This is a genomic window from Streptomyces sp. NPDC021093 (assembly GCF_044333135.1).
Classification (GTDB): domain Bacteria; phylum Actinomycetota; class Actinomycetes; order Streptomycetales; family Streptomycetaceae; genus Streptomyces.
On record NZ_JBIRQJ010000013.1, the window covers coordinates 96,907 to 118,051 of the forward strand.

The window sequence follows — 21,145 nt, forward strand, 5'->3', positions numbered from 1 at the left end:
ACCGCTCACAGCAGGGGCTCCTCTTCGGTGCTGGCCAGGATTTCGGCGAGGTGCAGTGCGCGCACGGGGGCGTCCTGGCGGCGGAGCATGCCGCCGAGGTGCATCAGGCAGGAGTTGTCGGCGCCGCACAGGAAGTCGGCTCCGGTGGAGAGCGCGTTGCGGATCTTGTCCTCGCCCATCGCGGCGGAAACATCGGAGTTCTTCACGGCGAAGGTGCCGCCGAAGCCACAGCACTCGTCGGCCCCCGGGAGCTCCTTCAGCTCCAGCCCCCCGACCGCTTCGAGCAGTCTGCGGGGGCGCTCGCCGAGGCCGAGCATGCGCAGCCCGTGGCAGGACGGGTGGTAGGTGACGGTGTGCGGGAAGTACGCGCCGACGTCGGTGACGCCGAGGACGTCGACGAGGAACTCGGTCAGTTCGTACGTCCTCGGCACCAGCGACGCGGCGGCGAGCGCCAGGTCGCTGCCCCTTCCCTCCTTGGTCTGGAGGCGTCCGACCCGTGGATAGTTGTCGCGGATCATCGCCGCGCAGGAACCGGAGGGCGTGACCACGTACTCGTACCCCTCGAAGGCGTCGGCAGTCCTGCGCAGCAGGGGTTCGGTGTCGCGGCGGTAGCCGGTGTTGTACTGCGGCTGGCCGCAGCAGGTCTGTGCTGCGGGGAAGTCCACCTGGACGCCGAGCCGCTCCAGGAGCTTCACGACGGCGATTCCGGTGGCCGGAAACACCGCGTCGTTGACGCAGGTGACGAAGAGTGCGACGCGCATAGGTCGGAGGATATGCGGGCTGCGGCCGCCCCGATAGGGCAATGATCAAGATCGCGTGATCACGGTTGCGCATCCTCCGCGCATCCTCCCGGCCGAGGTCGCCCATCCGCCGGGCAGCGAGGGCCCGGAGGCGCGACCGGAGGCTTGCCCGGGGGCACGAATCGCCCACTTGGGGGAATTACGGGCGAAAGCTGCGGGAGCCGGGGAGGAATGTCGCCCAGGGGTACCCTTGGGGATTGCGCTCGGCCCGCTCCACCGGGGCTGAACCACCGGACAGGTCCTGGCTGTCAGGCTCCCGGAGGGCCTGTTTCACACCGGGACCGGGCCGGGGCAGGAAGAGTGGCTCAGGTCACTTCGTAAAAGGCGTAACGAAACAGCGCGGGTGCGCGATGAACCGACAGGTGCCGTCGCGCAGCCAGGCTTTCTGCAGAAGAAAGAGGCCCGGCTGGGGCCTCGCCCCGCCATCACACTTGTATTTCTCGCTACGAGAGGCTCTTCGTGTCGCTCAGTCCGTCCCGCCCGTTCCCTCAGGAGATCGCCGAATCGCCGTCCTTGGTCTCGCTCATCGAGCGCGGCCGGGACCAGGGCCACATCAATGGCGACGACGTCCGCCATGCCTTCGAAGCGGACAGCATCCCTGTCGACCAGTGGAAGCGGGTCCTGCGCAGCCTGAACCAGGTCCTCGACGAAGAGGGTGTGACGCTGATGGTGACGGCGGCCGCCGCCGCCAAGCCCGCGAAGGCCGCCAAGCGCGCCCCGCGCAAGGCCGCCGCGAGCGGTGAGGCCAAGCCCGCCGTGAAGCGCACCGTCGCCAAGAAGGCCGCCGTCAAGAAGACGACGGCCGCCGTGCAGACCACGTCCGCCGAGGTGGTCGCCGCCGACGACGACCTCGACGAGTCGACGGCCGCCGCGGAGAAGCCCGCTCCGAAGAAGCGCGCCACCAAGAAGACCGCGGCGACGAAGAAGACCGCCGCGAAGAAGCAGACCGACGAGTGGGCGGGTGACGGCGAGGAGGAAGAGGAGACCCCCAAGCCCGGTACCGCCGGCTACGTCCTGTCCGACGAGGACGAGGACGACGCACCGCCGCAGCAGGTCGCGGTCGCGGGTGCCACGGCCGACCCGGTCAAGGACTACCTGAAGCTCATCGGCAAGGTGCCGCTGCTCAACGCGGAGCAGGAGGTGGAGCTCGCCAAGCGCATCGAGGCGGGTCTCTTCTCCGAGCACAAGCTGGAGGGCGAGGACGGCGAGGGCGACGACCTCACCCCGCAGTTCCGCCGCGAGCTGGAGATCCTCGTCGAGGACGGCCGCCGCGCGAAGAACCACCTCCTGGAGGCCAACCTCCGACTCGTCGTCTCCCTGGCGAAGCGTTACACCGGCCGCGGCATGCTGTTCCTGGACCTGATCCAGGAGGGCAACGTCGGTCTGATCCGTGCGGTCGAGAAGTTCGACTACACCAAGGGCTTCAAGTTCTCGACGTACGCGACGTGGTGGATCCGGCAGGCGATCACCCGCGCGATGGCCGACCAGGCCCGCACCATCCGCATCCCGGTGCACATGGTCGAGGTCATCAACAAGCTGGCGCGCGTGCAGCGCCAGATGCTCCAGGACCTGGGCCGCGAGCCCACCCCGGAGGAGCTGGCCAAGGAACTCGACATGACCCCCGAGAAGGTCATCGAGGTCCAGAAGTACGGCCGCGAGCCGATCTCCCTGCACACCCCGCTGGGTGAAGAGGGCGACAGCGAGTTCGGTGACCTCATCGAGGACTCGGAGGCCGTGGTTCCGGCCGACGCGGTCAGCTTCACGTTCCTCCAGGAGCAGCTGCACTCGGTCCTCGACACCCTCTCCGAGCGCGAGGCGGGCGTCGTCTCGATGCGCTTCGGCCTGGCGGACGGCCAGCCCAAGACGCTCGACGAGATCGGCAAGGTCTACGGGGTGACGCGTGAGCGCATCCGCCAGATCGAGTCCAAGACGATGTCCAAGCTGCGTCACCCGTCGCGCTCGCAGGTGCTGCGCGACTACCTCGACTAAGAGGTACGAGGACTCCTGGGGCCTGCGGGACCGGGAGGCTCTCAGAAGGTCAGGTGCAGCGCCTGGGGCGAGCGGTGGATCAGAGTGGGTCGCATGACGGCCTGCTGGTCCGCCGCTCGCTCCAGGCGTTTCCCGGGCAGCGCCAGGCGCACTCCGGGCAGTCTGCGGACGAAAAGTTCCAGGGTGAGGCGCAGTTGGGCCTTGCCCAGCTGTGAGCCGGGGCAGCCGTGCGCTCCGTGCCCGAAGGCGACGTGGCGGGCCGGTGCGGTGCGGGTGAGGTCGAAGGTGTCGGGGTCCTCGTGCCGTCGCGGGTCGCGATTGGCCGACCCGTAGGCGACGAACACGACGGCACCGGCCGGGAGTTCGGTGCCCGCGAGGGTCACCGTACGGGTGGTGACACGGCGGAATCCCTGGAGCGGGCCGTCGTAGCGGGCGGCCTCGTCGATCGCGGCGGGGATCCGCTCGGGCTCCGCGCACAGCAGCTCCCACCGCGTGCGGTCGTGCAGCAGGTGGAGCATGGTGCTGCCGATCAGCGCGGCGGTCGTGAGGTGTCCGGCCAGCAGCAGGTTCTCGAACTGGGAGACCATCTCGCCGCGCTGCTCGCGGGTGAGGTCGCCGGTGCCGGGAACCAGAGCGGCGGTCATGGTGGAGATCAGGTCGTCGCGGGGGTGGGCGCGGCGCTCGCGGACGTAGTTGTCCAGCAAGTGCTGGAGGGTGACGACGTCGCGGGCGCAGGCGACCTGTTCGTCCTCGGGCAGCGGGCGGAAGAGCAGTTCCTCGGCGCGGCGGCCGCCGTGGACCGCGGTACGGGCGTCCTCCTCGGTGAGGCCGAGGAGCCGGCCGACGACGTCGCCCGGCAGTCTCTCCGCGTACTCCCCCATCAGCTCGACGTGCCCGCGCGGTGCGAAGGCGTCGATGAGTTCCTCGGCGCGGGCGGTGGCGTACGGCAGGACGGTGTGGACGCGGGCGGTGGAGAGCCCGCTGTTGAGGGGTGCGCGGTAGGTGCGGTGGGCTTCGCCGTCGGCGGTGACGACCGTGCCGCGCCCGCCGATGCCCTTCGCGAGCTCGGCGAGGGCGGCGGGTCCTGGGCGCACGTCGGGGCGCAGCGAGTTGGCGGAGGAGAAGTCCTCGGGGCGGCGCAGGACTTCGCGCACGTCCGCGTCGCGGGCAATGAGCCAGGAGTCCAGCTCGGGTACGAAGGTGAGGCCCTCGGCGGCCCGAGCGCGGGCGTAGAGGGGGTACGGGTCGCGTTGGAGCGCGTCGAGGGCGCGGTGCGCGGTCAGGTCCACGGGGGTCATCGTGCAGGAGGGGGCGGGGCGGGGGAAGGGGGCGGGGCAGGGGGTTTGGCGCGGGGCGGTTCACGGCTGGCGCCGGTGGGGGCGGGCCTCCCGGGCTGCGCCGCGTGTCCTCAACGCCGGACGGGCTGAAACGCCCCGTCAGGGGCGCGGGGAACTGCGCGAACAGCCCCCACGCACCCGCACGACCATGACGTACTAGTCCTTGCCGCCCTTGGACTCGTCGTGGGCGGTCCGTACCCCGGTCACGAAGTCCTCGATGAACGGGTCGCCGAGCCTGACCCGGCCGAGCTGGTGGTGCTCCTTCGGGTCGACGGTGATCTTCGTGGCGGCCGTGGCCCGCTCGTCCATCGCCCTGCGGGCGGTCTCCGCCTTCGCCGCGTCGCCGTGCTGGATCGCGGTCAGCGCGTCGAGCCCGTACCGCATCGACTGGCCCCAGAGCTTCGTGGCATCGAGCCAGTTGGCGGCGTCGGCGAGGAAGAGCTTGTCGGGGAGGCCTCCGCGCAGTGCGTCCGGGACGCGGGTGATCTCGTCGACGGCGGGGCGGAAGGCCTTGATCGCGCCGCGCGGGTCGGTCGCGTACCGCTTCCAGAAGGCCTCCGTCTTCGGGCCGAAGACCGGTGACTGCGGCTGCCACGGGGTGGTGCCGAAGGTGGGCGCGAGGTGGTTGAGGTCGACGAAGACCTGCATCGCGTCGGCCAACCAGGCGCCCCCACCAGCCAGTTGGAGTGCGGCCTGGCGGCCGGAGCGGGTGCGGTCGTAACCGCGGTCGTTCCAGGCGAAGTCGGACATGGTGAAGACGGCCGGCTTGCTGGCGGCCTCCTGGTTCATGGGATTGGAGATGAGGCCGGTGAGGTGGTCGGAGAGGCCGGGCTCGCGCTTGTCGTACGGGGCGAGCAGGAGGCGCCCCGCGGTCCGGCCGAAGTCGTTGACCGGGTAGTTGTCCCAGACGAAGACCTTGCGGCCGAAGAGCTCGGAGGCCTTCTTCGCCTGGTCGACGGTGATGGCGGGCGGGACGACGTCGGTGCCCGTCCACATCACCTCGACCGGCTTGTCGAGGGTGGCGCGCAGGATCTGCTTGTACGGGGAGTCCTTGAGGTCGCCGTACTCGGTGGGCACCATCTGGAGCGGCTGCATGCCCGGGTGGGTGGCGACGAAGTCCTTCTGGAGGGTGTTGAGGAGGCTGACCTGGGCCTTGGCGGCGGGTCCCTGGCCGGGGGCGCCGAAGGCCACCTTGTCGGCGTCGCAGTTCCACTTGGTGTAGCTGATGTCGTCGAGCGGGACGGAGACGGTGCGTACGCCCAGGTCGTACATGGCCTGGAGCTTGGCGGTCAGCGCCTTGGTGTCGGCCGGGTCGGAGTAGCAGATGGAAGCGCCGGGCGAGACGGCGAAGGTGAAGCGGACGTGGTTCGAGGTGGCGCGCTTGACGAGTTCGTCCAGCTCGGCCGCCTTGTCCGCGGGGTAGGGCTCGCGCCATTTGTCGCGGTGGTACGGGTCGTCCTTCGGCGCGTAGACATAGGTGTTGGACTTGACGGTGCCGAGGAAGTCCATGTGGTCGAGGCGTTCGGCCTTCGTCCACGGCGGGCCGTAGAAGCCCTCGATGGAGCCGCGCAGGGGCATCGAGGGGAAGTCGGAGACGGAAGCTCCGGCGATCCGGGCCCGGCCGCTGCGGCCGTGGCCGGGGCCGTGCGCCTCCTTCGGCACGATCAGCCGCTTCAGGGTCTGTACGGCGTAGTACTGGCCCGTGGCGTCGGTGCCGCCGAGTGCGACGGTCCCGCGCGCGGCGCGCAGCGCGTACCCCTCGGCGTGCTGCGGGACGGCGGTCCCGGTCAGGGCGCGGGCGATGTCGGGGCGGGCGGCAGGGCCGAGCAGGATGCTCAACTCCGCGTGCCGGGAGGGTCTTTCGCGTACGTCGACGTGGCGCACGCCGTGCGCGCGGAGGGTGTCGGCCAGGAGGGTACGGGCCGCCCGGTCGGTGTCCTTGCCGACGACGACCTCGACCCGCGAGGGGACAACGATGTCAGAGCCGACCCGCGTGATGCTCTGCGGCGTCGGGGACACGACGGGCAGCGGGGACGACCCGGCGGGGGCCGGCGCGGGCGCGGCCGGTGCGGGCGCGGCGGTCGCCGCGGGTGCCGTCAGGGCCAGGGAGCCGAGCGCGAGGGCGAGCGCGAGGCTTCGGGCGGCCAGGGATCGAGTGGCGAGGGATCGGGATACGACGGTCATGCGGCCTCCGGTGCGGGCGGGATGTGCGGTGGAGCATGCGGTGGAGTGTGCGCGGTCGTGAGCGGAACTGTTCGAAAGATCGGGTCTTTCTGAACTGCTGGACAGACTCGACCACTTGGCAATGACCCGTCAAGACCATGAGCCCCACCCGTCGCACAGTCCGGGGCCGTCCGCATTACGGACCCGCAAAGGCCTGTTACGGGACGGCACCCGCTTCCCGGCGGCTCGGTCGGTGCACAGAACAGCACCGACCGGCAACTCACCGACCGTACCGCCGAGTTCAGGGACGGTAGGTGCACCACACCGCGAATCGTCGACAACCTCGCGAGACGGATACATGCTGATTACAGCAGAGAGATACACCCATGTCCGCATTGGGTAACGCCTTGTTCGCGCGTCTCCCGGTACGCCCTCGACCGGTCCAGAGTGTGTGTTCTCGGCAACACGCCGGGGCTCCGCACCATCCCGTTCCCGCTCCGGCCAGGGGCGGACGGGCAGTTCCTAGGGGGAACCAGCATGACCAGTTCTCGCAAGCGCGTCGCCCGCCGCACCGCCGCCGCGGTCCTGACGGCCGGCGCGCTCGTCGGCATCACCGCCCTGCCTGCCACCGCCGCCGCTCCGGCCGCCGCGTCGACCTCCGCGTCGGCCGCCGCGTCGAAGGCGCCGCGTCCGTCGGTGGTCATCGGCCAGGTCCAGTACAACAGCCCCGGATACGACGACGGCTCCAACCGCAGCCTGAACGGCGAGTGGGTCGAGGTCCGCAACCTCGGCCGCCGCTCGGTGAACCTCGACGGCTACACGCTCACCGACCGGCAGGGCCACCGCTACTACTTCGACCACCTGCGCCTGGGGGGCCGTGACAGCGTGAAGGTCCACACCGGCTACGGCCACGACCGCTACGGCCACGTCTACCAGGACCGTCACCGCTACGTGTGGGACAACGACCGCGACACGGCGACCCTCCGCAACGACTGGGGCCGCGTCATCGACCGCGTCTCCTGGAACCGCCGCTGACGGAGCACCGGCGGAAGCGACCGGGCACCGGCACGAGAGATGAGGGCGGTGTGCCGCGGCGAACCAGCCGCAGCACACCGCCCTGCCGCATGCCCGCGAGCGACCAACTCACAGGCCCCCTTGGCTGGACCACACCGAAGTGGTAACGCGGTTCGTAGCCGCGCAGCTGCCAGCGCCCTCCGTCCTGAGGTGGGCCGGGGGCGTCCACCTCCTGTGTCCGGAATCAGGCTCCGTACGCGTCCAGTTCCGCCAGCAGCTCGTCCTTGACGGTCGGCGGGGCCCAGGAGATCTCGACCGTGTTGCGCTCCAGCTGGATCAACTCGGCGTCGGTGAGACCGAGTTCGGTGCGCAGTGCGGCGAGGTTCTCGGCGACGTACCCCAGGAAGTAGGCGGGGTCGTCGGAGTTGACGGTGACCTTGATGCCGAGGTCGAAGAGCTGCTTGATCTCGGCCGCCTTCATGCCCGGGGTGACCACGCCGTTGGAGATCGGGCAGGTGGTGAGTCCGATGCCGCGGCGCCGGATCTCCTCGACGAGCGCCGGGTCTTCGAGGGCGTTGGTGCCGTGGTCGATCCGGTCGACGCCGATGACGTCGAGGGCCTGGCGGATGTGCTCGGTGGTGTTCTCCTGGTCGATGTCGCAGTGCATCGTCAGGCGGAACCCCTCGGCGCGTGCGCGGGCGAACACGGCCGCGAACTTGACCGGCGGGTTGCCCTGCTCGTCCGAGTCGAGGCCGACGCCGACGATCCACTCCCTGTACGGGAGGGCCTGGACGAGGGTCGCCATGGCGAACTCGGCCTGGAAGTCGCGCAGGAAGCACAGGATGAGGTGACCGCGGAAGCCGGTGGCGCGGCGGGCGTCGTCCAGCGCGCGGGTGAGACCCCGGACGACGGTGTCGAAGGAGACGCCGCGGGCGGTGTGCGCCTGCGGGTCGAAGAAGATCTCCGCGTACCGGACGTTCTGCGAGTGGGCCTTGGCGGCGTACGCGGCGGCCAGGTCGTAGAAGTCCTGCTCGGTGACGAGGACGGACATGCCCTCGTAGTACTGGGTGAGGAAGGACGGCAGGCTGTCGAAGGCGTACGCGGCGCGGACGGCGTCCTCGTCGGCGTACGGCAGCCCGATGCCGTTGCGGGCGGCGAGCGCGAGCTTGAGTTCGGGCTCCAGGGTGCCCTCGATGTGCAGGTGCAGCTCACACTTGGGCAGGCCCGCGATGAAGGGGTCGACCTCGATGGCGGTCATGAGTTCTCGCTCTCCGGGAAGGGGTTGAGAAGGAGCTGAAAAGTGGGCGAAGCGGTGGCGTCGGGACAGACGTACCGCACGGAGGCCCGTGGGCAGAGGGCGTCCCACAGGTCCCTTGCTGCTTCCCCGTGCCCGTGCGATAGGTTTTGCGTCGCCTTTAACACGCGCGCCCCCGAGGCGCGCCTCACCACGGGGACTGACTGCGCACATGGAAGACATCGTCAACGGAATTGGCCGTGCCGCCGCCTACGGCGCCCTCGGCGTCGTCCTCCTGACCCTCGGCATTTTCCTGGTGGACGCGCTGACTCCGGGCAAGCTCGGCCGACAGATCTGGGAGCAGCGCAACCGCAACTGTGCGGTACTTCTCAGCTCGGCGCTGCTGGGTATCGGCGGGATCGTCTTCACCTCGATCTGGACGACGTACAACGACTTCGGCAAGGGCCTGGTGTCCACGGCCTGCTTCGGCGTGCTCGGCCTGGTGATGATGGCGCTGGCGTTCTGGGTGGTCGACGTGGTGACGCCCGGCAAGCTGGGCAAGACGCTGGTGGAGCAGGAGCCGCACCCGGCGGTGTGGGTGACGGCTTCCTGCAACATCGCGGTGGCGGCGATCATTTCGGCGTCCATCGCCTGATGCGGCGGCCCTGACCCGCTTGGATCGGCTTGGGCCTGCTTGGACCTGCTTGGACCTGCTTGGACCTGCTTGGATCCGCTCGGATCCGCTCGGATCCGCTTGTGCGGCGCCCCGACCGCGCGGAAGGCGCTTGGTACGCTGTCGGGCGTGAGAGACGACCGTTCAAGTGCCGCACTGTTGAAGGCCCTTGGCCACCCGGTGCGGCTGGGCATCATGCGCACGCTCGCCGAGCGGCCCGAGACCTGCGCCTGTGACTTCACGGAGTTCTTCACCGTGTCCCAGCCGACCATCAGCCAGCACCTGAAGGTGCTGCGCGAGGCGGGGCTGGTGAGTTCGCGCCGGCGCGGCGTGCAGATCTGTTACTCGGTGGTGCCGGAGACGGTCGCCGAGCTGCACGAACTGATGGCGGTACTCGCGCCGGCGAGGCTCGCCGAAGCGGGCTGAGGCGACTGAGCGGACCGAGCCGACTGAGGCGACTGAAGCCGACTGGCGAGGCGGACCGAGCGGGCCGAGGCTGGTTATCGGCGCCGCCCGGGCGCACTGACAGGCGGGCGGCTCAGTCGGCGAGGCGTTCGAGGATGCGGTCCATGCCGCTGTTCCAGTTCTCCTTGAGCGCCCGCACCGCGTTCGGTACGTCGCCGTTCACCAGGTGTTCGGCGATCCGCTCGTGCTCCTCCGCCGACCGTTCCAGTACGTCCTGGTCACCGAGTGCGACCTGTTCGTAGCGGTGCATGGTCAGTTTGAGCGAGGCGATCAGGCCCATCAGCCGGTCGTTCGGGCAGCCGGAGAGCAGCAGGGCGTGCCAGGCGTCGTCGTACCGTTCGATGACGTCGTGCGGCGCCTGCGGGGCCGAGAAGGCGCGGGCCTCTTCGAGCAGCTTCGGGGCGAGCGCGGCGAGTTGGGCCGGGTCGGTGGTTTCGAGGGCGAGGGACTCCAGGGTCGCGACGATGGTGGTGAGGTCGCGGAACTCCTGGGCGCTCAGCGGTGCGAAGCGGAAGCCCTTGCCGCGTTCGCTGGTGATGATGCCCTCGCGTTCCAGCGAGATCAGGGCCTCGCGGAGCGGGGTGCGGCTGACTCCGAGTTCGGTGGCGAGACGGCCCTCGTTGATGGATTCGTCGGTCGGGATCGTGCCGCGTCCGAGCCGTTTGATCAGCTCTTCCTTGACCTGCTCGCGCAGGGGGCGGTTCTCGATCGGCATGTCGGCGGCCCTTCCTTCGTTCGGCTCAGATTATCGGCCGCCCGGGGTACGGCCGTACCCCGGGTGGCCTGCGCGCGGACCCGGCCGCGCTGCTACGCGGTACCGCCCCCGTCGACCGGGATGATCGCGCCGCTGATGAACGCGGACGCGTCGGAGGCGAGGAAGGCGACGGTCTGGGCGATGTCGCGGGGCTGGCCGATGCGGCCGAGCGGGCGGTCGGCCGCGTCCTCGTAGAACGCGTCGGCGCGCTCGCCGAGTTGACGCGCTTCCTCGGCGAGCATGCCGGTGGCGGTGTCGCCGGGGCAGACGCAGTTGACGCGGACGAGGTCGGGACCGTGGTCGATGGCCATGGCGCGGGTCATGTTGACGACGGCCCCTTTGGACGCACAGTACGAGACCGCACGCGATCCGCCTGAAATGCCCCATCCTGAGCCGGTGTTGACGATCGACCCGCCGCCCCGGGACACCATGCCGGGGATGACGAGACGCGACATCAGCAGGATGGAGCGGATGTTGACGGCCATGACGAGGTCCCAGTCGTCGTCGCTGATCTCGCAGACGGTGGACCGTCGGATGATGCCGGCGTTGTTGAACAGGACGTCCACGCCCCCGAGTTGGTTCTGCGCGGTCCTTACGGCTTGCTCGCAGTCGGTACGGCGTGAGACGTCGCAGCGTACGAAGGTACCGGCCACCTCCTTGGCCGTGGACGCGCCGGCCTCGGTGTCGATGTCGGCGACGACGACTCGGGCGCCGAGTTCGGCGAGGAGCAGTGCGGTGGCGCGGCCGATGCCCGCGCCGCCGCCGGTGACGAGGGCGCGCTTGCCGGAGAGGTCGATCATGGTGCTCCTTCGGGGCGGGAGGGTCAGCGGGAGACGGTCGGTGGGAGACGGTCGGCGGGAGGAGGGTCAGTGGGCGAGGCGGTACAGGGCTGTGCGGCCTCTTCCGGTGAGGACCGTCACGTAGCCCGCCAGGGCGTCGTCGAGGTCCTCGTCACCGGTGTCGACGAGGAGGGGGCGGCCGTGCAGGGCAGCGAGTTTGGCCTCGGTGGCGAGGACGAGGAGCTTGTCGGGGCCGACGGCCCGGAGGAGCTCGGGGGATATCTGCTGATTGCCCCGGCCGAGGAGAAAGCCTTGGCCACCGATCGGCGAGAGGGCGAGGAGGAGGCGGTGACGGTGGGCGAGGGCGAGGAGGGCGGCGGAGTCGAGGTGGGTGGCGACGGGGCGGTACGAGCGGGTGGTGCGCGGCCGGGACCCGGATGGGGAGTGGCTCTGGTGCCCGAGGAGGCTGCGCAGTGGGGAAGGGGCTGCGGGGAACACCCCAGGGGCGCGGGGAACCGCGCGACCGGCCACGGCGCACCCGCACGGACCCGCCCCCTCTCCTGGCCCCCGCCCCGGCCCCGCAGGCCACGCGGCGGAGCCGCACACGTCACAGCCGTGAAGGAGCGGGGCCGGGGCAGCCCGCACAGCGGAGCCCGGGAAACCCACCGCCCCGCACTCGCCCGCCCGGCCGGGAATTCCCGCCGCGTCCGCACGGATCAGAGCGCTCACTCCCGTCAGCGGAACGTCCGCCCCCAGCGCCGCCGCCACCGCCCGGGTGGTGGTCCCGGGCCCCAGGATCAGGAGGTCCTCCGGGGCAAGGCGGGAGGTGAGTTCGGCCGCCATGCCGCCGATCGCCTCCGGGGAGGTGGCGGTGGAGCCCGCCTTGCGCTGCTGGACGCGTACGGGTACGTACGGGACGGGCAGCCAGCCGTAGAGGCGGGAGCCCAGGCGGCCCTTGCGGAGCTGTTCCTCGTCCCGGTCCATGACCTCGGCGCCCCGGAGCTCCGGGCGGCCGTGCGGGGCGAGCCAGGCGGCCGCGATCTCCCCCGCCGCGCGCGGGTTCACGGCGAACACCGCCGAGTGCATCTTGACCCCCGTCGGGATGCCGAGCACGGGCTGTGTGCTCCCCTCCCCCAGCGCACCGAGCACATCGCGGGCCGTGCCGTCGCCTCCGGCGAAGAGGAGGAGGTCCACGTCGGAGGCGGCCAGCGCGCGTACGGCGGCGACGGTGTCGCTCGGGCCGGTCCCTGTCCCGGTCCCTGTCCCCGTCCCCGTCCCTGTCCCTGTCCCCGTCGCTGTCCCCGTCGCTGTCCCTGTCCCGGCCCCGACGGGCTGGGCCCGGTGCACGACCCTGGCCCGCAGGCCTGCCGCGCGCGCCGCCCGCTCGCCCATCGCCCCGGCAGCCGTCAGCAGCTCGAACTCGCCGCCCCTCGCGGTGAGTTCGCACAGCGCCGCCGTCGCCCGCTCCCCCGCCTGCGGCACCGCCCCCAGCTCCAGGGCCCGGCGCTGGGTGTCCGTGCCGTCGCTGCCGCCCAGGCCGACCCGGCCGCCGAGACCGGCGACCGGGTTGACCACCAGGCCCAGGCGGACGGAGCGGCTCATGTGGCGTCCGCGGCGCCCAGCACCTTGCGCCGGTAGGCGCGCCAGCTCGGGGACCAGACGGCCGGGTCGTCCAGGGCCTCCGGGCGGACCCGGTGGATGGTGGAGCGGTGCGGGGCGGTGCGTACCGTCTCCGGGTCCTCGTACGCCTCGCGGGCCACTTCGGCGAGGATCGCCGCGTACTCGTCCAGATCAGCCATGGAGTACGACTCGGTGGGCTCCAGGGTCATGGGCTCGGGGACGACGTACGGGTGGTGGCTGGTCCAGTAGTGGGTGCCGAAGTCGGCCGCGCGCACGCCGAGTTGCTCGCTGTGGATACCGGTGTCGGCGTTCAGCCGCTCCCAGCTGTAGCGGACCTGTTCGACGCGCGGGCGCCCGGCCGCGTACGGGACGCCGACGCCGCGGATCTGCTTCACCTTGTGCAGGAGGTAGTTGTTGTTGAGGACGGCGGTCTCGGCGACCTCGCGCAGTCCTTCGGCGCCCATCGACATGATCCAGGCGTAGGCGCGGACGAGGTTGGGGACGACGCCGTGGTGCGGGCGGATCTTGCCGACGGAGTGCGGGCGGTCCTCGTCGAGCCAGTAGCACTCACGCTCGGCGTCGAACTCGACGGTGGGGCGCGGGAGATAGGGGGCCAGTGCGGCCGTCACTCCGCAGGCGCCGGCCGCCGGGCCGCCGCAGGCGTGCGGGGTGGAGAACGTCTTGTGCAGGTTGAAGTGGCACAGGTCGAAGCCCGCCTCGCGGGCCCGGGTGATGCCGAGGATGCCGTTGGCGTTGGCCTGGTCGTACGCGGCGAGGCCGCCCGCCTCGTGGACGATGCGGACGAACTCCGCGATGCGCGGGTTGTAGATCCCGGTGTCCTCGGGGTTGGTGATGAGGAGTGCTGCGGTGCGCGGGCCGACGGCGGCGCGCAGGGCCTCGATGTCGGGGTAGCCGTCGGCGTCGGGGTGGAGGGTGATGACCTTGAACCCGGCGGTCTTGGCGCAGGCCGCGTTGGAGGGGTGGGAGAAGATGGTGGTGATGATCTCGTCCCGGGTGTCCGCCTCGCCGCGGTCGGCGAAGTAGCCGCGGATCATGGCGACGTTGGCGTAGATGGCGGCGGAGCCCGCGCCGGGCTGGAGGGAGACGCGGTCCATGCCGGAGATCTCGGCCAGCAGCCCTTCCAGCCGGTGCAGGACCGCGAGGACTCCCTGCACGGTGGACTCGTCCTGGCGGGGGTGCAGACCGGCGATGCGTTCGTCCGTCACGAAGCGGTCGTTGACCTTGGGGCTGTACTTCATGGTGCACGTGCCCTGCCCCACGTCGACGTTGAGGTCGGCGCCGAGGGTTTCCTGGGAGAGCCTGAGGTAGTGGCGCAGGACCTGCTGCTGGCCGATCTCGGGAAGTGCGGGCGGGGTGCGGCGGCGGAGGGCGGCCGGGATCAGATCCGTACCGACGGCTTCGGTGATCTCCGGGTCGACGGCGGGCACGAGGATGCCGCGCTCGCCGGGAGAGCCGAGTTCGAAGATGAGCTTCTCGTCCCAGGAGGCCTGGTGGAAGCGGCGCAGGGGAGGTTTCGCGGCGATGCGGGCGTCCTGCGGGGAGACCGGACCCACTGCGGCGTGTGCGCTCATTTGACGATCTCCTCCAGGACTTGGGCCAGTTGGTCAATGTCGGCCTTGGTGTGGACTTCGGTGACGCAGTACAGGGCCTGGTCCGAGGACAGCGGGATGCCGCCGAAGATGGAGCGTTCCAGCAGGTCGGCGTGGATGTCGGCGGTGCTGCGGCCGCCCCTGTAGCGGACCGGGAAGTCCGCGAAGTGGATGCCGTCGGCGTGCGGGATCTCGATGCCGGGGATGCGGGCGAGGCGCTGTTTCGCGTACGCCGTGTGGGCGAGGATCGTCTCGCCGATGTCCCGCATGCCCTGCGGACCCATCAGGGACAGGTACACGCCCGCGCCGATGCCGTGCAGGGCGGCGGCGGTGCCGACCCACTCCTTGCCCTCCTCGCGCACGGCGAAGGAGGTGCGCTCGTACGCGACGTCGCCGAAGCCGTACTCGCCCTCGACGTCGGTGGGGACGAGCCCGAAGAGCCGGGTGGGGTACTCCGCGACGAGGCGCTCCTCGTCGTTCGCACCGATGAAGCCCGCGTTGCCGCCGCCGTAGCTCATCCGGATGCCGAGCGGCTGGATGTCGCCGCAGGTGAGGTCGGCGCCGTACGAGGAGGGCGGGGCCAGCACGCCGAGGGTCATCGGGTTGCAGCCGACGACGTACAACGCACCGGCTTCGTGGGCGAGTTGGGCCAGGTCGGGCAGGGACTCGTCGAGTCGGCCGAGGCGGGTCGGGGACTCCGCGTACAGGGCGGCCACATCACCCTCGGCGAGGACGGCGCGTACGGCGTCGAGGTCGGCGCGCCCGGTCGCCGGGTCCGCGGGGACCAGGACCACGTCGTGGTCGGGGCGTACGTAGTCGCGGATCTTGGAGATCTTGTCGGGGTCGACGTCTCCGCTGATCAGCAGTCTGCGCAGGCCGGTGACGCGGCCCGCCATGCGCAGGGCGGTGCCCACGGCCTGGAAACCGTCGTAGACGGGGACGTTGACCACGTCGACGTCGAGGAGTTCGGCCATCAGCGACTGGTACTCCCACATCGTCTGGAAGCGGCCGTGGTCCTCGTAGGGCTCGCCGGCGTACGCGGTGAGGAATTCGCTGCGACCCATGACCTCGTCGACGACGGCGGGCACGTGGTGCGGGTAGCAGCCGCCGCCGAGGAAGCTCAGGGTGCGCGAGGCCGGGGTGTTGCGCCGTAGCAACTCCTCCATGTGGCGCACCAGTTGGGCTTCCGAGCGCAGGGGTTCCGGCAGGTCGAGGGGGCGGCGGAGCCGGAGCTCCTCGGGGATGTCGGCGTAGAAGTCCTCGACGCCGGCGGCGCCGACGGCGTCCAGCATCGCCCGCCGCACGGCGGGGACCGAGTTCGGGATGTACGGGTGGACGGGGGACTGCTCGGGTGGGGTCATGCCGCGCCTTCCGCGTGCGGTGAAACACCGGTCCGTTGCCGGTGATTTCAGGGGCAGTTGACGTACGACCTCTTGACGCAGCGAGGCGTCATTCAGTGTTCTGTATACAGCATTAGGCATTCCGACGGCAGGAGACAAGGGTGTCAACTCGACCTGGACGACGCGCAGTTCTGGCATCCGGTCTGGCGGCGGGGGCCACGGCCGCACTCGGCGGCTGTGCCACCGGGGGTGCCGGAAGCAGGGGCGGACCGGCCCCGGAGGTGACGAAGGGCGACTCCAAGGAGCTCACGGGGTCGATCACCGTCTGGTCCTGGGACGTCGCGGCCAAGGCGATGCGGCGGCTGGCGAAGGACTTCCGGCAGAAGCACCCGGGGACCACCGTCAAGGTCACCGACATCGGCTACGACAGCGCCTACGACAAGATCACCGTCGGACTGAAGGGGGGCAGCGGTCTTGCGGACGTGCTGACCGTCGAGGGCCCGCGCATGGCCACGTACATGGGGACCTTCCCACAGGGCTTCTACGATCTGAGCAAGCCGGCCGGTCCTTACGAGAAGGACTTCGACAAGGCCGCCTGGCGGACGGTGGTGAACCCGCAGGGCAAGGTGGTGGCCCTGCCGTGGGACATCGGCCCGTGCGGGCTGTTCTACCGGCGGGACCACTTCCGGCAGGCCGGGATCACACCCGAGTCGCTCGCCACCTGGGACGACTTCGTGCGGGCAGGCGAGCAGCTGAAGAAGCGCACCGGGCGCAGGATGCTGATACTCGACCCGGTGGAGGACTCCACCTTCGCGATGCTGCTCCAGCAGCAGGGCCAGCACCTCTACGTCGACGGCAGGGTCGCCGTCGACACCCCCGAGGCCCTGCGGGCGGCGACGCTGCTCAAGACGCTCGCCGACAAGGGCCTGGTCGACTACCAGAAGCAGTGGGACGGCCTGGTCACCGGTACGAAGGAGGGCAAGGCGGCCACCACCCCGACCGCCGCCTGGTGGATGGGCACGCTCGCCGCCGACGCACCCGAGCTGAAGGGCAGATTCGGGGTGATTCCGCTGCCCGCCTTCACCGCGGGCGGTGTGCGCACCTCGAACAGCGGCGGGTCGGTCCTCGCCGTCCCCGCCCAGAGCAAGAACCCCGAACTCGCCTGGGCCTTCGTCGAGTTCCTGCTCACGAATGTGGACCGGCAGATCTCGATGCTGAAGCAGGAGGGCCTCTTCCCCGCCTACCTTCCCGCGCTCGCCGACCCGTACATGAGCAGCCCGCAGGAATACTTCGGCGGGCAGAGCGCGCTCAAGGTGTTCGCCTCTCTCGCACCGACGACGCCCCCGGTCGAGTACACGAAGGACGGCGCCAAGGCGACCGAGATCATGAACTCGACGATCACCGGCATCCTGCTGCGGGACAAGGACCCGAGGCAGGCGCTGGACTCCGCCGCCGCGCAGATCGCCGCGGGCACCGGCCGGCAGCGGATCGTGGGCTGAGCGGACCATGGCCGCACCCACGCGCACACCTGCCGCCGCTTCCGCCGCTTCCGCCGGTCAGCCACCGCCGTCGAAAGGGGTCGTCCGCCACCGAAGCCGCCACCGGGTCGTCCCCTGGCTGTTCGCGGGCCCGGCCGCCGTCCTGTTCGCCCTCTTCTTCGCGTACCCGCTGGGCGCGAGCCTCTGGACGAGCTTCACCGCCGAAAGCGACGGCGTCCCGGTCTGGGTGGGGTTCCAGCAGTACCGACGGATGCTCCAGGACCCGGCGTTCCTGGAGTCCCTGCTCAACGTCGGGCTCGTCCTCGTCGTCCAGGTCCCGCTCATGGTCGCGCTCGCGCTGCTCCTGGCGGGGCTGCTCAACCAGTCCTGGCTGCGGTTCCGGGGGACCTGGCGGGCGATCTACTTCCTGCCCGCCGTCACCACGCTCGTCGCGTACGCCGTCGTCTTCCAGGTGCTGCTGAAGACGGACGGCGGGCTGGCCAACCAGTTCCTGTCCGTGTTCGGGCTCGGTCCGATCGACTGGCTCAACGACCCGGCCTGGGCCCGGATCTCCCTGATCGCCTCGCTGACCTGGCGCTGGGCCGGGTACAACGCGGTGATCCTGCTCGCCGGGCTCCAGTCGATCGGCAAGGAACAGTACGAGGCGGCCTCGCTGGACGGCGCGGGGACCTTCACCACGTACCGCAGGGTGATCGTCCCGCAGCTGCGTCCCGTGATCCTCTTCTGTGCGGTCACCTCCACCATCGGAACGCTCCAACTCTTCGACGAGAACTACGTGTTGACCCGTGGCGGGCCCGACAACGCGACCCTCTCCCCCGTCGTCTACCTCTACCGGACCGGCTTCGAGCAGCTCGACTTCGGCTACGCGGCGGCGATCGCCTGGGCGGTCGTGGTGATCATCGCGCTGCTGTCCCTCGCCCAGTACTTCCTGTTCGGACGGGAGAAGCGCCGATGAGCACGGTCACGCTCGACAAGGACCTCCCCGCGGTGCACAAGAGCCCTGCGGTGCGCAAGAGCCCGGCTCGGCGGCTCGCGGGCGCCGCGGTCGCGCTGGTGCTGGTGGTCGGCGCGGCGATCAGCCTGGTGCCTTTCGTGTGGATGGCGATCGCGTCCACCCACTCCACTTCCGAGCTCTTCCGCTCTCCTCCGCCGTTCCTGCCGGGTGGTCAGCTCCTCGACAATCTGGCCCGGCTGGAGGAGACCATCGGCTTCAGCCGGGTCATGCTCAACAGCATCGGGATCGCCCTGGTGCACACCGCCCTGAGCGCCCTGATCTCCGCGATGTGCGGATACGGTCTTGCGAAGTTCCGGTTCCGGGGGCGCGGGCTGCTGCTCGGGGTGATCCTGGCGACGATGATGATCCCGTTCCAGGTGCTGCTCGTGCCGCTGTTCCAGATGATGGCGAGCCTGGGCTGGGTCAACTCGTACCAGGCGGTGATCCTGCCGTTCCTGGCCAGCTCCTTCGGGATCCTGCTGATGCGGCAGGGCTTCCTGGACTTCCCCGACGAGCTTCTCGAATCGGCGCGGATCGACGGTTCGAGCGAACTGCGCACCTTCTACACGGTCGTACTGCCCTGTGTGCGGCCGCAGTTGGGGGCGCTGGTCATCTTCACCTTCATGAGCGCCTGGAACAGTTTCATCTGGCCGCTGCTCATGCTGAACTCGGAGGACAAGTACACCGTGCCCGTGGCGCTCAACACCCTGACGGGGCTCTCCCGTGTCGACCATTCCGGGCTGATGCTCGGCTCACTGCTCGCTACGCTGCCGCTCATGATCCTCTTCCTGTGCTTCCAGCGACAGTTCGTGTCCGGCCTGCTCGGCGGGGCGGTGAAGCAGTGACCCGCCCCTTCCCCGCGGGCATCCAGTACGGCGGGGACTACAACCCCGAGCAGTGGCCCGAGGAGGTGTGGGCCGAGGACGCGAAACTGATGCGGGAGGCCGGGGTCACCATGGTGACGGTCGGGGTCTTCTCGTGGGCGAAGCTCCACCCCTCCCCCCACACCTGGGACTTCGGCTGGCTCGACCGGCTGATGGACCTCTTCGCCGCGCACGGCATCGCCGTGGACCTGGCCACGGCGACCGCCTCGCCGCCCGCCTGGCTGGTGCGCTCCCACTCGTACGGGCTGCCGGTCACCGCCGACGGCGTGCGTCTCGAATTCGGCTCCCGTCAGCACTACTGCCCGTCGTCGGACACCTACGCCGCGGCCGTGGACAAGCTGGTCCGCAGACTCGCCGAGCGGTACGGCAAGCACCCCGCGCTCGCCCTCTGGCACATCCACAACGAGTACGGCGACCACATCACCGAGTGCTTCTGCCCGGAGTCGGCCGCGCACTTCCGCAAGTGGCTCAGGAAGCGCTACGCCACGGTCGAAGCCCTCAACCACGCCTGGGGCACCGCCTTCTGGTCCCAGCGCTACGGAAACTTCGAGGAGATCGAGCCGCCCCGGACCGCCCCGGGACCGGTGAATCCCACGCAGGTCCTCGACTGGCGGCGGTTCTGCTCGGACGCGCTCCTGAGGCTGCACCGCGAGGAGCGGGAGATCCTGCGCCGCCTCTCCCCCGACGTCCCCGTCACCACCAACTTCATGTCGATGATGGAGTCCCTCGACTACTGGGAGTGGGCCGAGCACGAGGACCTCGTCTCCGACGACGCGTATCCCGACCCGGCCGACCCGACGTCGTACGTCGGCGCCGCGCTGAACTACGACCTGATGCGCTCCCTCAAGGGCGGAAAGCCATGGCTGCTGCTGGAGCAGGCCCCTTCGGCGGTGAGCTGGCGGCCCGTCAATGTTCCCAAACCCCCTGGTCTGCAACGCCTTTGGTCGCTCCAGGCGCTCGCGAGGGGTGCGGACGGGATCATGTACTTCCAGTGGCGGCAGTCCAGGGCGGGTGCGGAGAAGTTCCACAGTGCGATGCTTCCGCACCGGGGCACCGCATCGCGCGGCTGGCAGGAGACCGTGCGCTTCGGGGCGGAGCTGGGACGGCTCGCCGAGGTGGCGGGCACCCGGATCAGCGCGCGGGCGGCGATCGTCCTGGACTGGGAGTCCTGGTGGGCGCTGGAGGGCACCGACCACCCCTCGGAGCGGATGCGCTGGCGGGATCTGCTCCGTCCCTGGTACGAGGCCCTCCACGCGCGCGGCGTCACCGTGGACTTCGTACCGCCGCACGCCGAGCTCGCCCCGTACCGGCTGGTCCTGGCCCCGAACCTCTATCTGCTGCGCACCGAGCACGCCGAGCGGATCGCGGCGTACGTGCACGGGGGCGGGCACCTGGTGTGCGGGCCGTTCACCGGGGTCGTCGACGAGCACGACCACCTGCACGACGGGGGCGCGCCAGGACCGCTGCGGCAGGTGCTCGGGGTGGTCGTCGACGAGTTCTGGCCGGTGCCGGACGGGGAGTCGGTGCGGGTCGGGGAGTGGGTGCAGGTCGGGGAGTCGGCACTGGGCGCGGCGGACGCCGAGGCCACGCTGTGGAGCGAGTGGCTGGTGCCCGAGGGGGCGGTCACCCTCGCCTCGTACACCTCGGGGGTACTGGCCGGACGGCCCGCCGTCACCCGCCACACGTACGGAAGGGGCAGCGCCCGGTACGTGAGCTGCCACCTCGGTGCGGGCATCGCCGCCGTGCTGGACAGGGCACTGACCGAGGCGGAGGTGCTGCCGGTGCTCGACGGACCGGTGCCCGCCGGGGTCGAGGCCGTGCTGCGCGGCCCGTACCTCTTCCTCCTCAACCACACCGGTCAGGAGACCGAAACCCCGGCACTGCCCGGCACCGACCTGCTGACGGGTGAGCAGGTGCACAGCCGGGTCCGGCTCGGTCCGCTCGGCGCGGCCGTCGTCCGAACCTCTGCGTCCACCACAGATAGGTGATC

17 protein-coding genes are annotated in these 21,145 nt (G+C 70.4%); 8 read left to right on the top strand and 9 right to left on the bottom strand.

What is annotated here, in order from left to right:
• Nucleotides 1–5: 5 nt before the first annotated feature.
• Nucleotides 6–761, bottom strand: coding sequence for a (Fe-S)-binding protein (locus ACH4SP_RS34400; RefSeq protein ID WP_398420920.1), 756 nt, complete (start codon nucleotides 759–761; stop codon nucleotides 6–8).
• A gap of 498 nt (nucleotides 762–1,259) precedes the next feature.
• Here ACH4SP_RS34400 and ACH4SP_RS34405 point away from each other — a divergent pair, with 498 nt between their 5' ends.
• Nucleotides 1,260–2,789: an RNA polymerase sigma factor gene (locus ACH4SP_RS34405; protein ID WP_398420922.1), complete on the top strand. Its 1,530-nt coding sequence runs from the start codon at nucleotides 1,260–1,262 to the stop codon at nucleotides 2,787–2,789.
• Between the two features lie 41 nt (nucleotides 2,790–2,830).
• Here the strand turns inward: ACH4SP_RS34405 and ACH4SP_RS34410 are convergent, their stop codons facing one another.
• Entirely contained in the window at nucleotides 2,831–4,078 is a 1,248-nt protein-coding gene (locus tag ACH4SP_RS34410) for a cytochrome P450 (protein WP_398420924.1), read from the bottom strand.
• Between the two features lie 204 nt (nucleotides 4,079–4,282).
• The gene (locus ACH4SP_RS34415; protein WP_398420926.1) at nucleotides 4,283–6,310 is read right to left on the bottom strand and encodes a beta-N-acetylglucosaminidase domain-containing protein; all 2,028 of its coding nucleotides are present in this window, start codon (nucleotides 6,308–6,310) and stop codon (nucleotides 4,283–4,285) included.
• Between the two features lie 516 nt (nucleotides 6,311–6,826).
• On the opposite strand from ACH4SP_RS34415, the gene ACH4SP_RS34420 reads away from it, so the two are divergent.
• Nucleotides 6,827–7,324 carry a lamin tail domain-containing protein gene (locus ACH4SP_RS34420; RefSeq protein WP_398420928.1) on the top strand — a complete coding sequence of 166 codons (498 nt, stop codon included), beginning with the start codon at nucleotides 6,827–6,829 and terminating at the stop codon, nucleotides 7,322–7,324.
• 223 nt (nucleotides 7,325–7,547) lie between these two features.
• Here ACH4SP_RS34420 and add read toward each other — a convergent pair whose 3' ends face one another.
• Nucleotides 7,548–8,561, bottom strand: coding sequence for an adenosine deaminase (add, locus tag ACH4SP_RS34425; RefSeq protein ID WP_398420930.1), 1,014 nt, complete (start codon nucleotides 8,559–8,561; stop codon nucleotides 7,548–7,550).
• Between the two features lie 208 nt (nucleotides 8,562–8,769).
• Here add and ACH4SP_RS34430 point away from each other — a divergent pair, with 208 nt between their 5' ends.
• The gene (locus ACH4SP_RS34430; RefSeq protein ID WP_398420932.1) at nucleotides 8,770–9,192 is read left to right on the top strand and encodes a DUF350 domain-containing protein; all 423 of its coding nucleotides are present in this window, start codon (nucleotides 8,770–8,772) and stop codon (nucleotides 9,190–9,192) included.
• Nucleotides 9,193–9,339: 147 nt separating this feature from the next.
• Entirely contained in the window at nucleotides 9,340–9,636 is a 297-nt protein-coding gene (locus ACH4SP_RS34435) for an ArsR/SmtB family transcription factor (RefSeq protein ID WP_398420934.1), read from the top strand.
• Between the two features lie 112 nt (nucleotides 9,637–9,748).
• Here ACH4SP_RS34435 and ACH4SP_RS34440 read toward each other — a convergent pair whose 3' ends face one another.
• The 5 genes from ACH4SP_RS34440 to gcvPA all read right to left on the bottom strand — a co-directional run bounded on the left by ACH4SP_RS34440 (nucleotide 9,749) and on the right by gcvPA (nucleotide 15,799).
• On the bottom strand, nucleotides 9,749–10,390 hold the full coding sequence (locus ACH4SP_RS34440; RefSeq protein WP_398420936.1) for a GntR family transcriptional regulator: 642 nt from the start codon (nucleotides 10,388–10,390) through the stop codon (nucleotides 9,749–9,751).
• Nucleotides 10,391–10,482: 92 nt separating this feature from the next.
• Nucleotides 10,483–11,229, bottom strand: a complete 747-nt coding sequence (locus tag ACH4SP_RS34445; protein WP_398420938.1) for an SDR family NAD(P)-dependent oxidoreductase — start codon at nucleotides 11,227–11,229, stop codon at nucleotides 10,483–10,485.
• Between the two features lie 66 nt (nucleotides 11,230–11,295).
• Nucleotides 11,296–12,810, bottom strand: a complete 1,515-nt coding sequence (locus ACH4SP_RS34450; RefSeq protein WP_398420940.1) for an ATP-NAD kinase family protein — start codon at nucleotides 12,808–12,810, stop codon at nucleotides 11,296–11,298.
• Entirely contained in the window at nucleotides 12,807–14,420 is a 1,614-nt protein-coding gene (gene gcvPB, locus ACH4SP_RS34455) for an aminomethyl-transferring glycine dehydrogenase subunit GcvPB (protein WP_398420941.1), read from the bottom strand. Before gcvPB ends, ACH4SP_RS34450 begins: the two co-directional genes overlap by 4 nt.
• Nucleotides 14,417–15,799, bottom strand: a complete 1,383-nt coding sequence (gcvPA, locus tag ACH4SP_RS34460; protein WP_398420943.1) for an aminomethyl-transferring glycine dehydrogenase subunit GcvPA — start codon at nucleotides 15,797–15,799, stop codon at nucleotides 14,417–14,419. The genes gcvPB and gcvPA overlap by 4 nt, the downstream gene beginning before the upstream one ends.
• Before the next feature lie 140 nt (nucleotides 15,800–15,939).
• Here gcvPA and ACH4SP_RS34465 point away from each other — a divergent pair, with 140 nt between their 5' ends.
• Genes ACH4SP_RS34465 through ACH4SP_RS34480 form a run of 4 tightly spaced genes read left to right on the top strand, consistent with a single transcriptional unit; the run spans nucleotide 15,940 to nucleotide 21,143 of the window.
• On the top strand, nucleotides 15,940–17,277 hold the full coding sequence (locus ACH4SP_RS34465; RefSeq protein WP_398420945.1) for an ABC transporter substrate-binding protein: 1,338 nt from the start codon (nucleotides 15,940–15,942) through the stop codon (nucleotides 17,275–17,277).
• Nucleotides 17,278–17,284: 7 nt separating this feature from the next.
• Nucleotides 17,285–18,232, top strand: a complete 948-nt coding sequence (locus ACH4SP_RS34470; RefSeq protein WP_398420947.1) for a carbohydrate ABC transporter permease — start codon at nucleotides 17,285–17,287, stop codon at nucleotides 18,230–18,232.
• Nucleotides 18,229–19,116: a carbohydrate ABC transporter permease gene (locus ACH4SP_RS34475; protein WP_398420949.1), complete on the top strand. Its 888-nt coding sequence runs from the start codon at nucleotides 18,229–18,231 to the stop codon at nucleotides 19,114–19,116. The genes ACH4SP_RS34470 and ACH4SP_RS34475 overlap by 4 nt, the downstream gene beginning before the upstream one ends.
• Nucleotides 19,113–21,143 (top strand): beta-galactosidase, encoded by a 2,031-nt coding sequence (locus ACH4SP_RS34480; protein WP_398420951.1) that lies wholly within the window; start codon nucleotides 19,113–19,115, stop codon nucleotides 21,141–21,143. Before ACH4SP_RS34475 ends, ACH4SP_RS34480 begins: the two co-directional genes overlap by 4 nt.
• Nucleotides 21,144–21,145 lie beyond the last annotated feature (2 nt).

Bases quoted from the DNA above. Each gene is read 5' to 3' on its own strand.
- ACH4SP_RS34400 (WP_398420920.1), bottom strand. From the start codon at position 761: ATGCGCGTCGCACTCTTCGTCACCTGCGTCAACGACGCGGTGTTTCCG.
- ACH4SP_RS34415 (WP_398420926.1), bottom strand. From the start codon at position 6,310: ATGACCGTCGTATCCCGATCCCTCGCCACTCGATCCCTGGCCGCCCGA.
- ACH4SP_RS34420 (WP_398420928.1), top strand. From the start codon at position 6,827: ATGACCAGTTCTCGCAAGCGCGTCGCCCGCCGCACCGCCGCCGCGGTC.
- add (WP_398420930.1), bottom strand. From the start codon at position 8,561: ATGACCGCCATCGAGGTCGACCCCTTCATCGCGGGCCTGCCCAAGTGT.
- ACH4SP_RS34430 (WP_398420932.1), top strand. From the start codon at position 8,770: ATGGAAGACATCGTCAACGGAATTGGCCGTGCCGCCGCCTACGGCGCC.
- ACH4SP_RS34440 (WP_398420936.1), bottom strand. From the start codon at position 10,390: ATGCCGATCGAGAACCGCCCCCTGCGCGAGCAGGTCAAGGAAGAGCTG.
- ACH4SP_RS34445 (WP_398420938.1), bottom strand. From the start codon at position 11,229: ATGATCGACCTCTCCGGCAAGCGCGCCCTCGTCACCGGCGGCGGCGCG.
- ACH4SP_RS34450 (WP_398420940.1), bottom strand. From the start codon at position 12,810: ATGAGCCGCTCCGTCCGCCTGGGCCTGGTGGTCAACCCGGTCGCCGGT.
- gcvPB (WP_398420941.1), bottom strand. From the start codon at position 14,420: ATGAGCGCACACGCCGCAGTGGGTCCGGTCTCCCCGCAGGACGCCCGC.
- gcvPA (WP_398420943.1), bottom strand. From the start codon at position 15,799: ATGACCCCACCCGAGCAGTCCCCCGTCCACCCGTACATCCCGAACTCG.
- ACH4SP_RS34470 (WP_398420947.1), top strand. From the start codon at position 17,285: ATGGCCGCACCCACGCGCACACCTGCCGCCGCTTCCGCCGCTTCCGCC.
- ACH4SP_RS34475 (WP_398420949.1), top strand. From the start codon at position 18,229: ATGAGCACGGTCACGCTCGACAAGGACCTCCCCGCGGTGCACAAGAGC.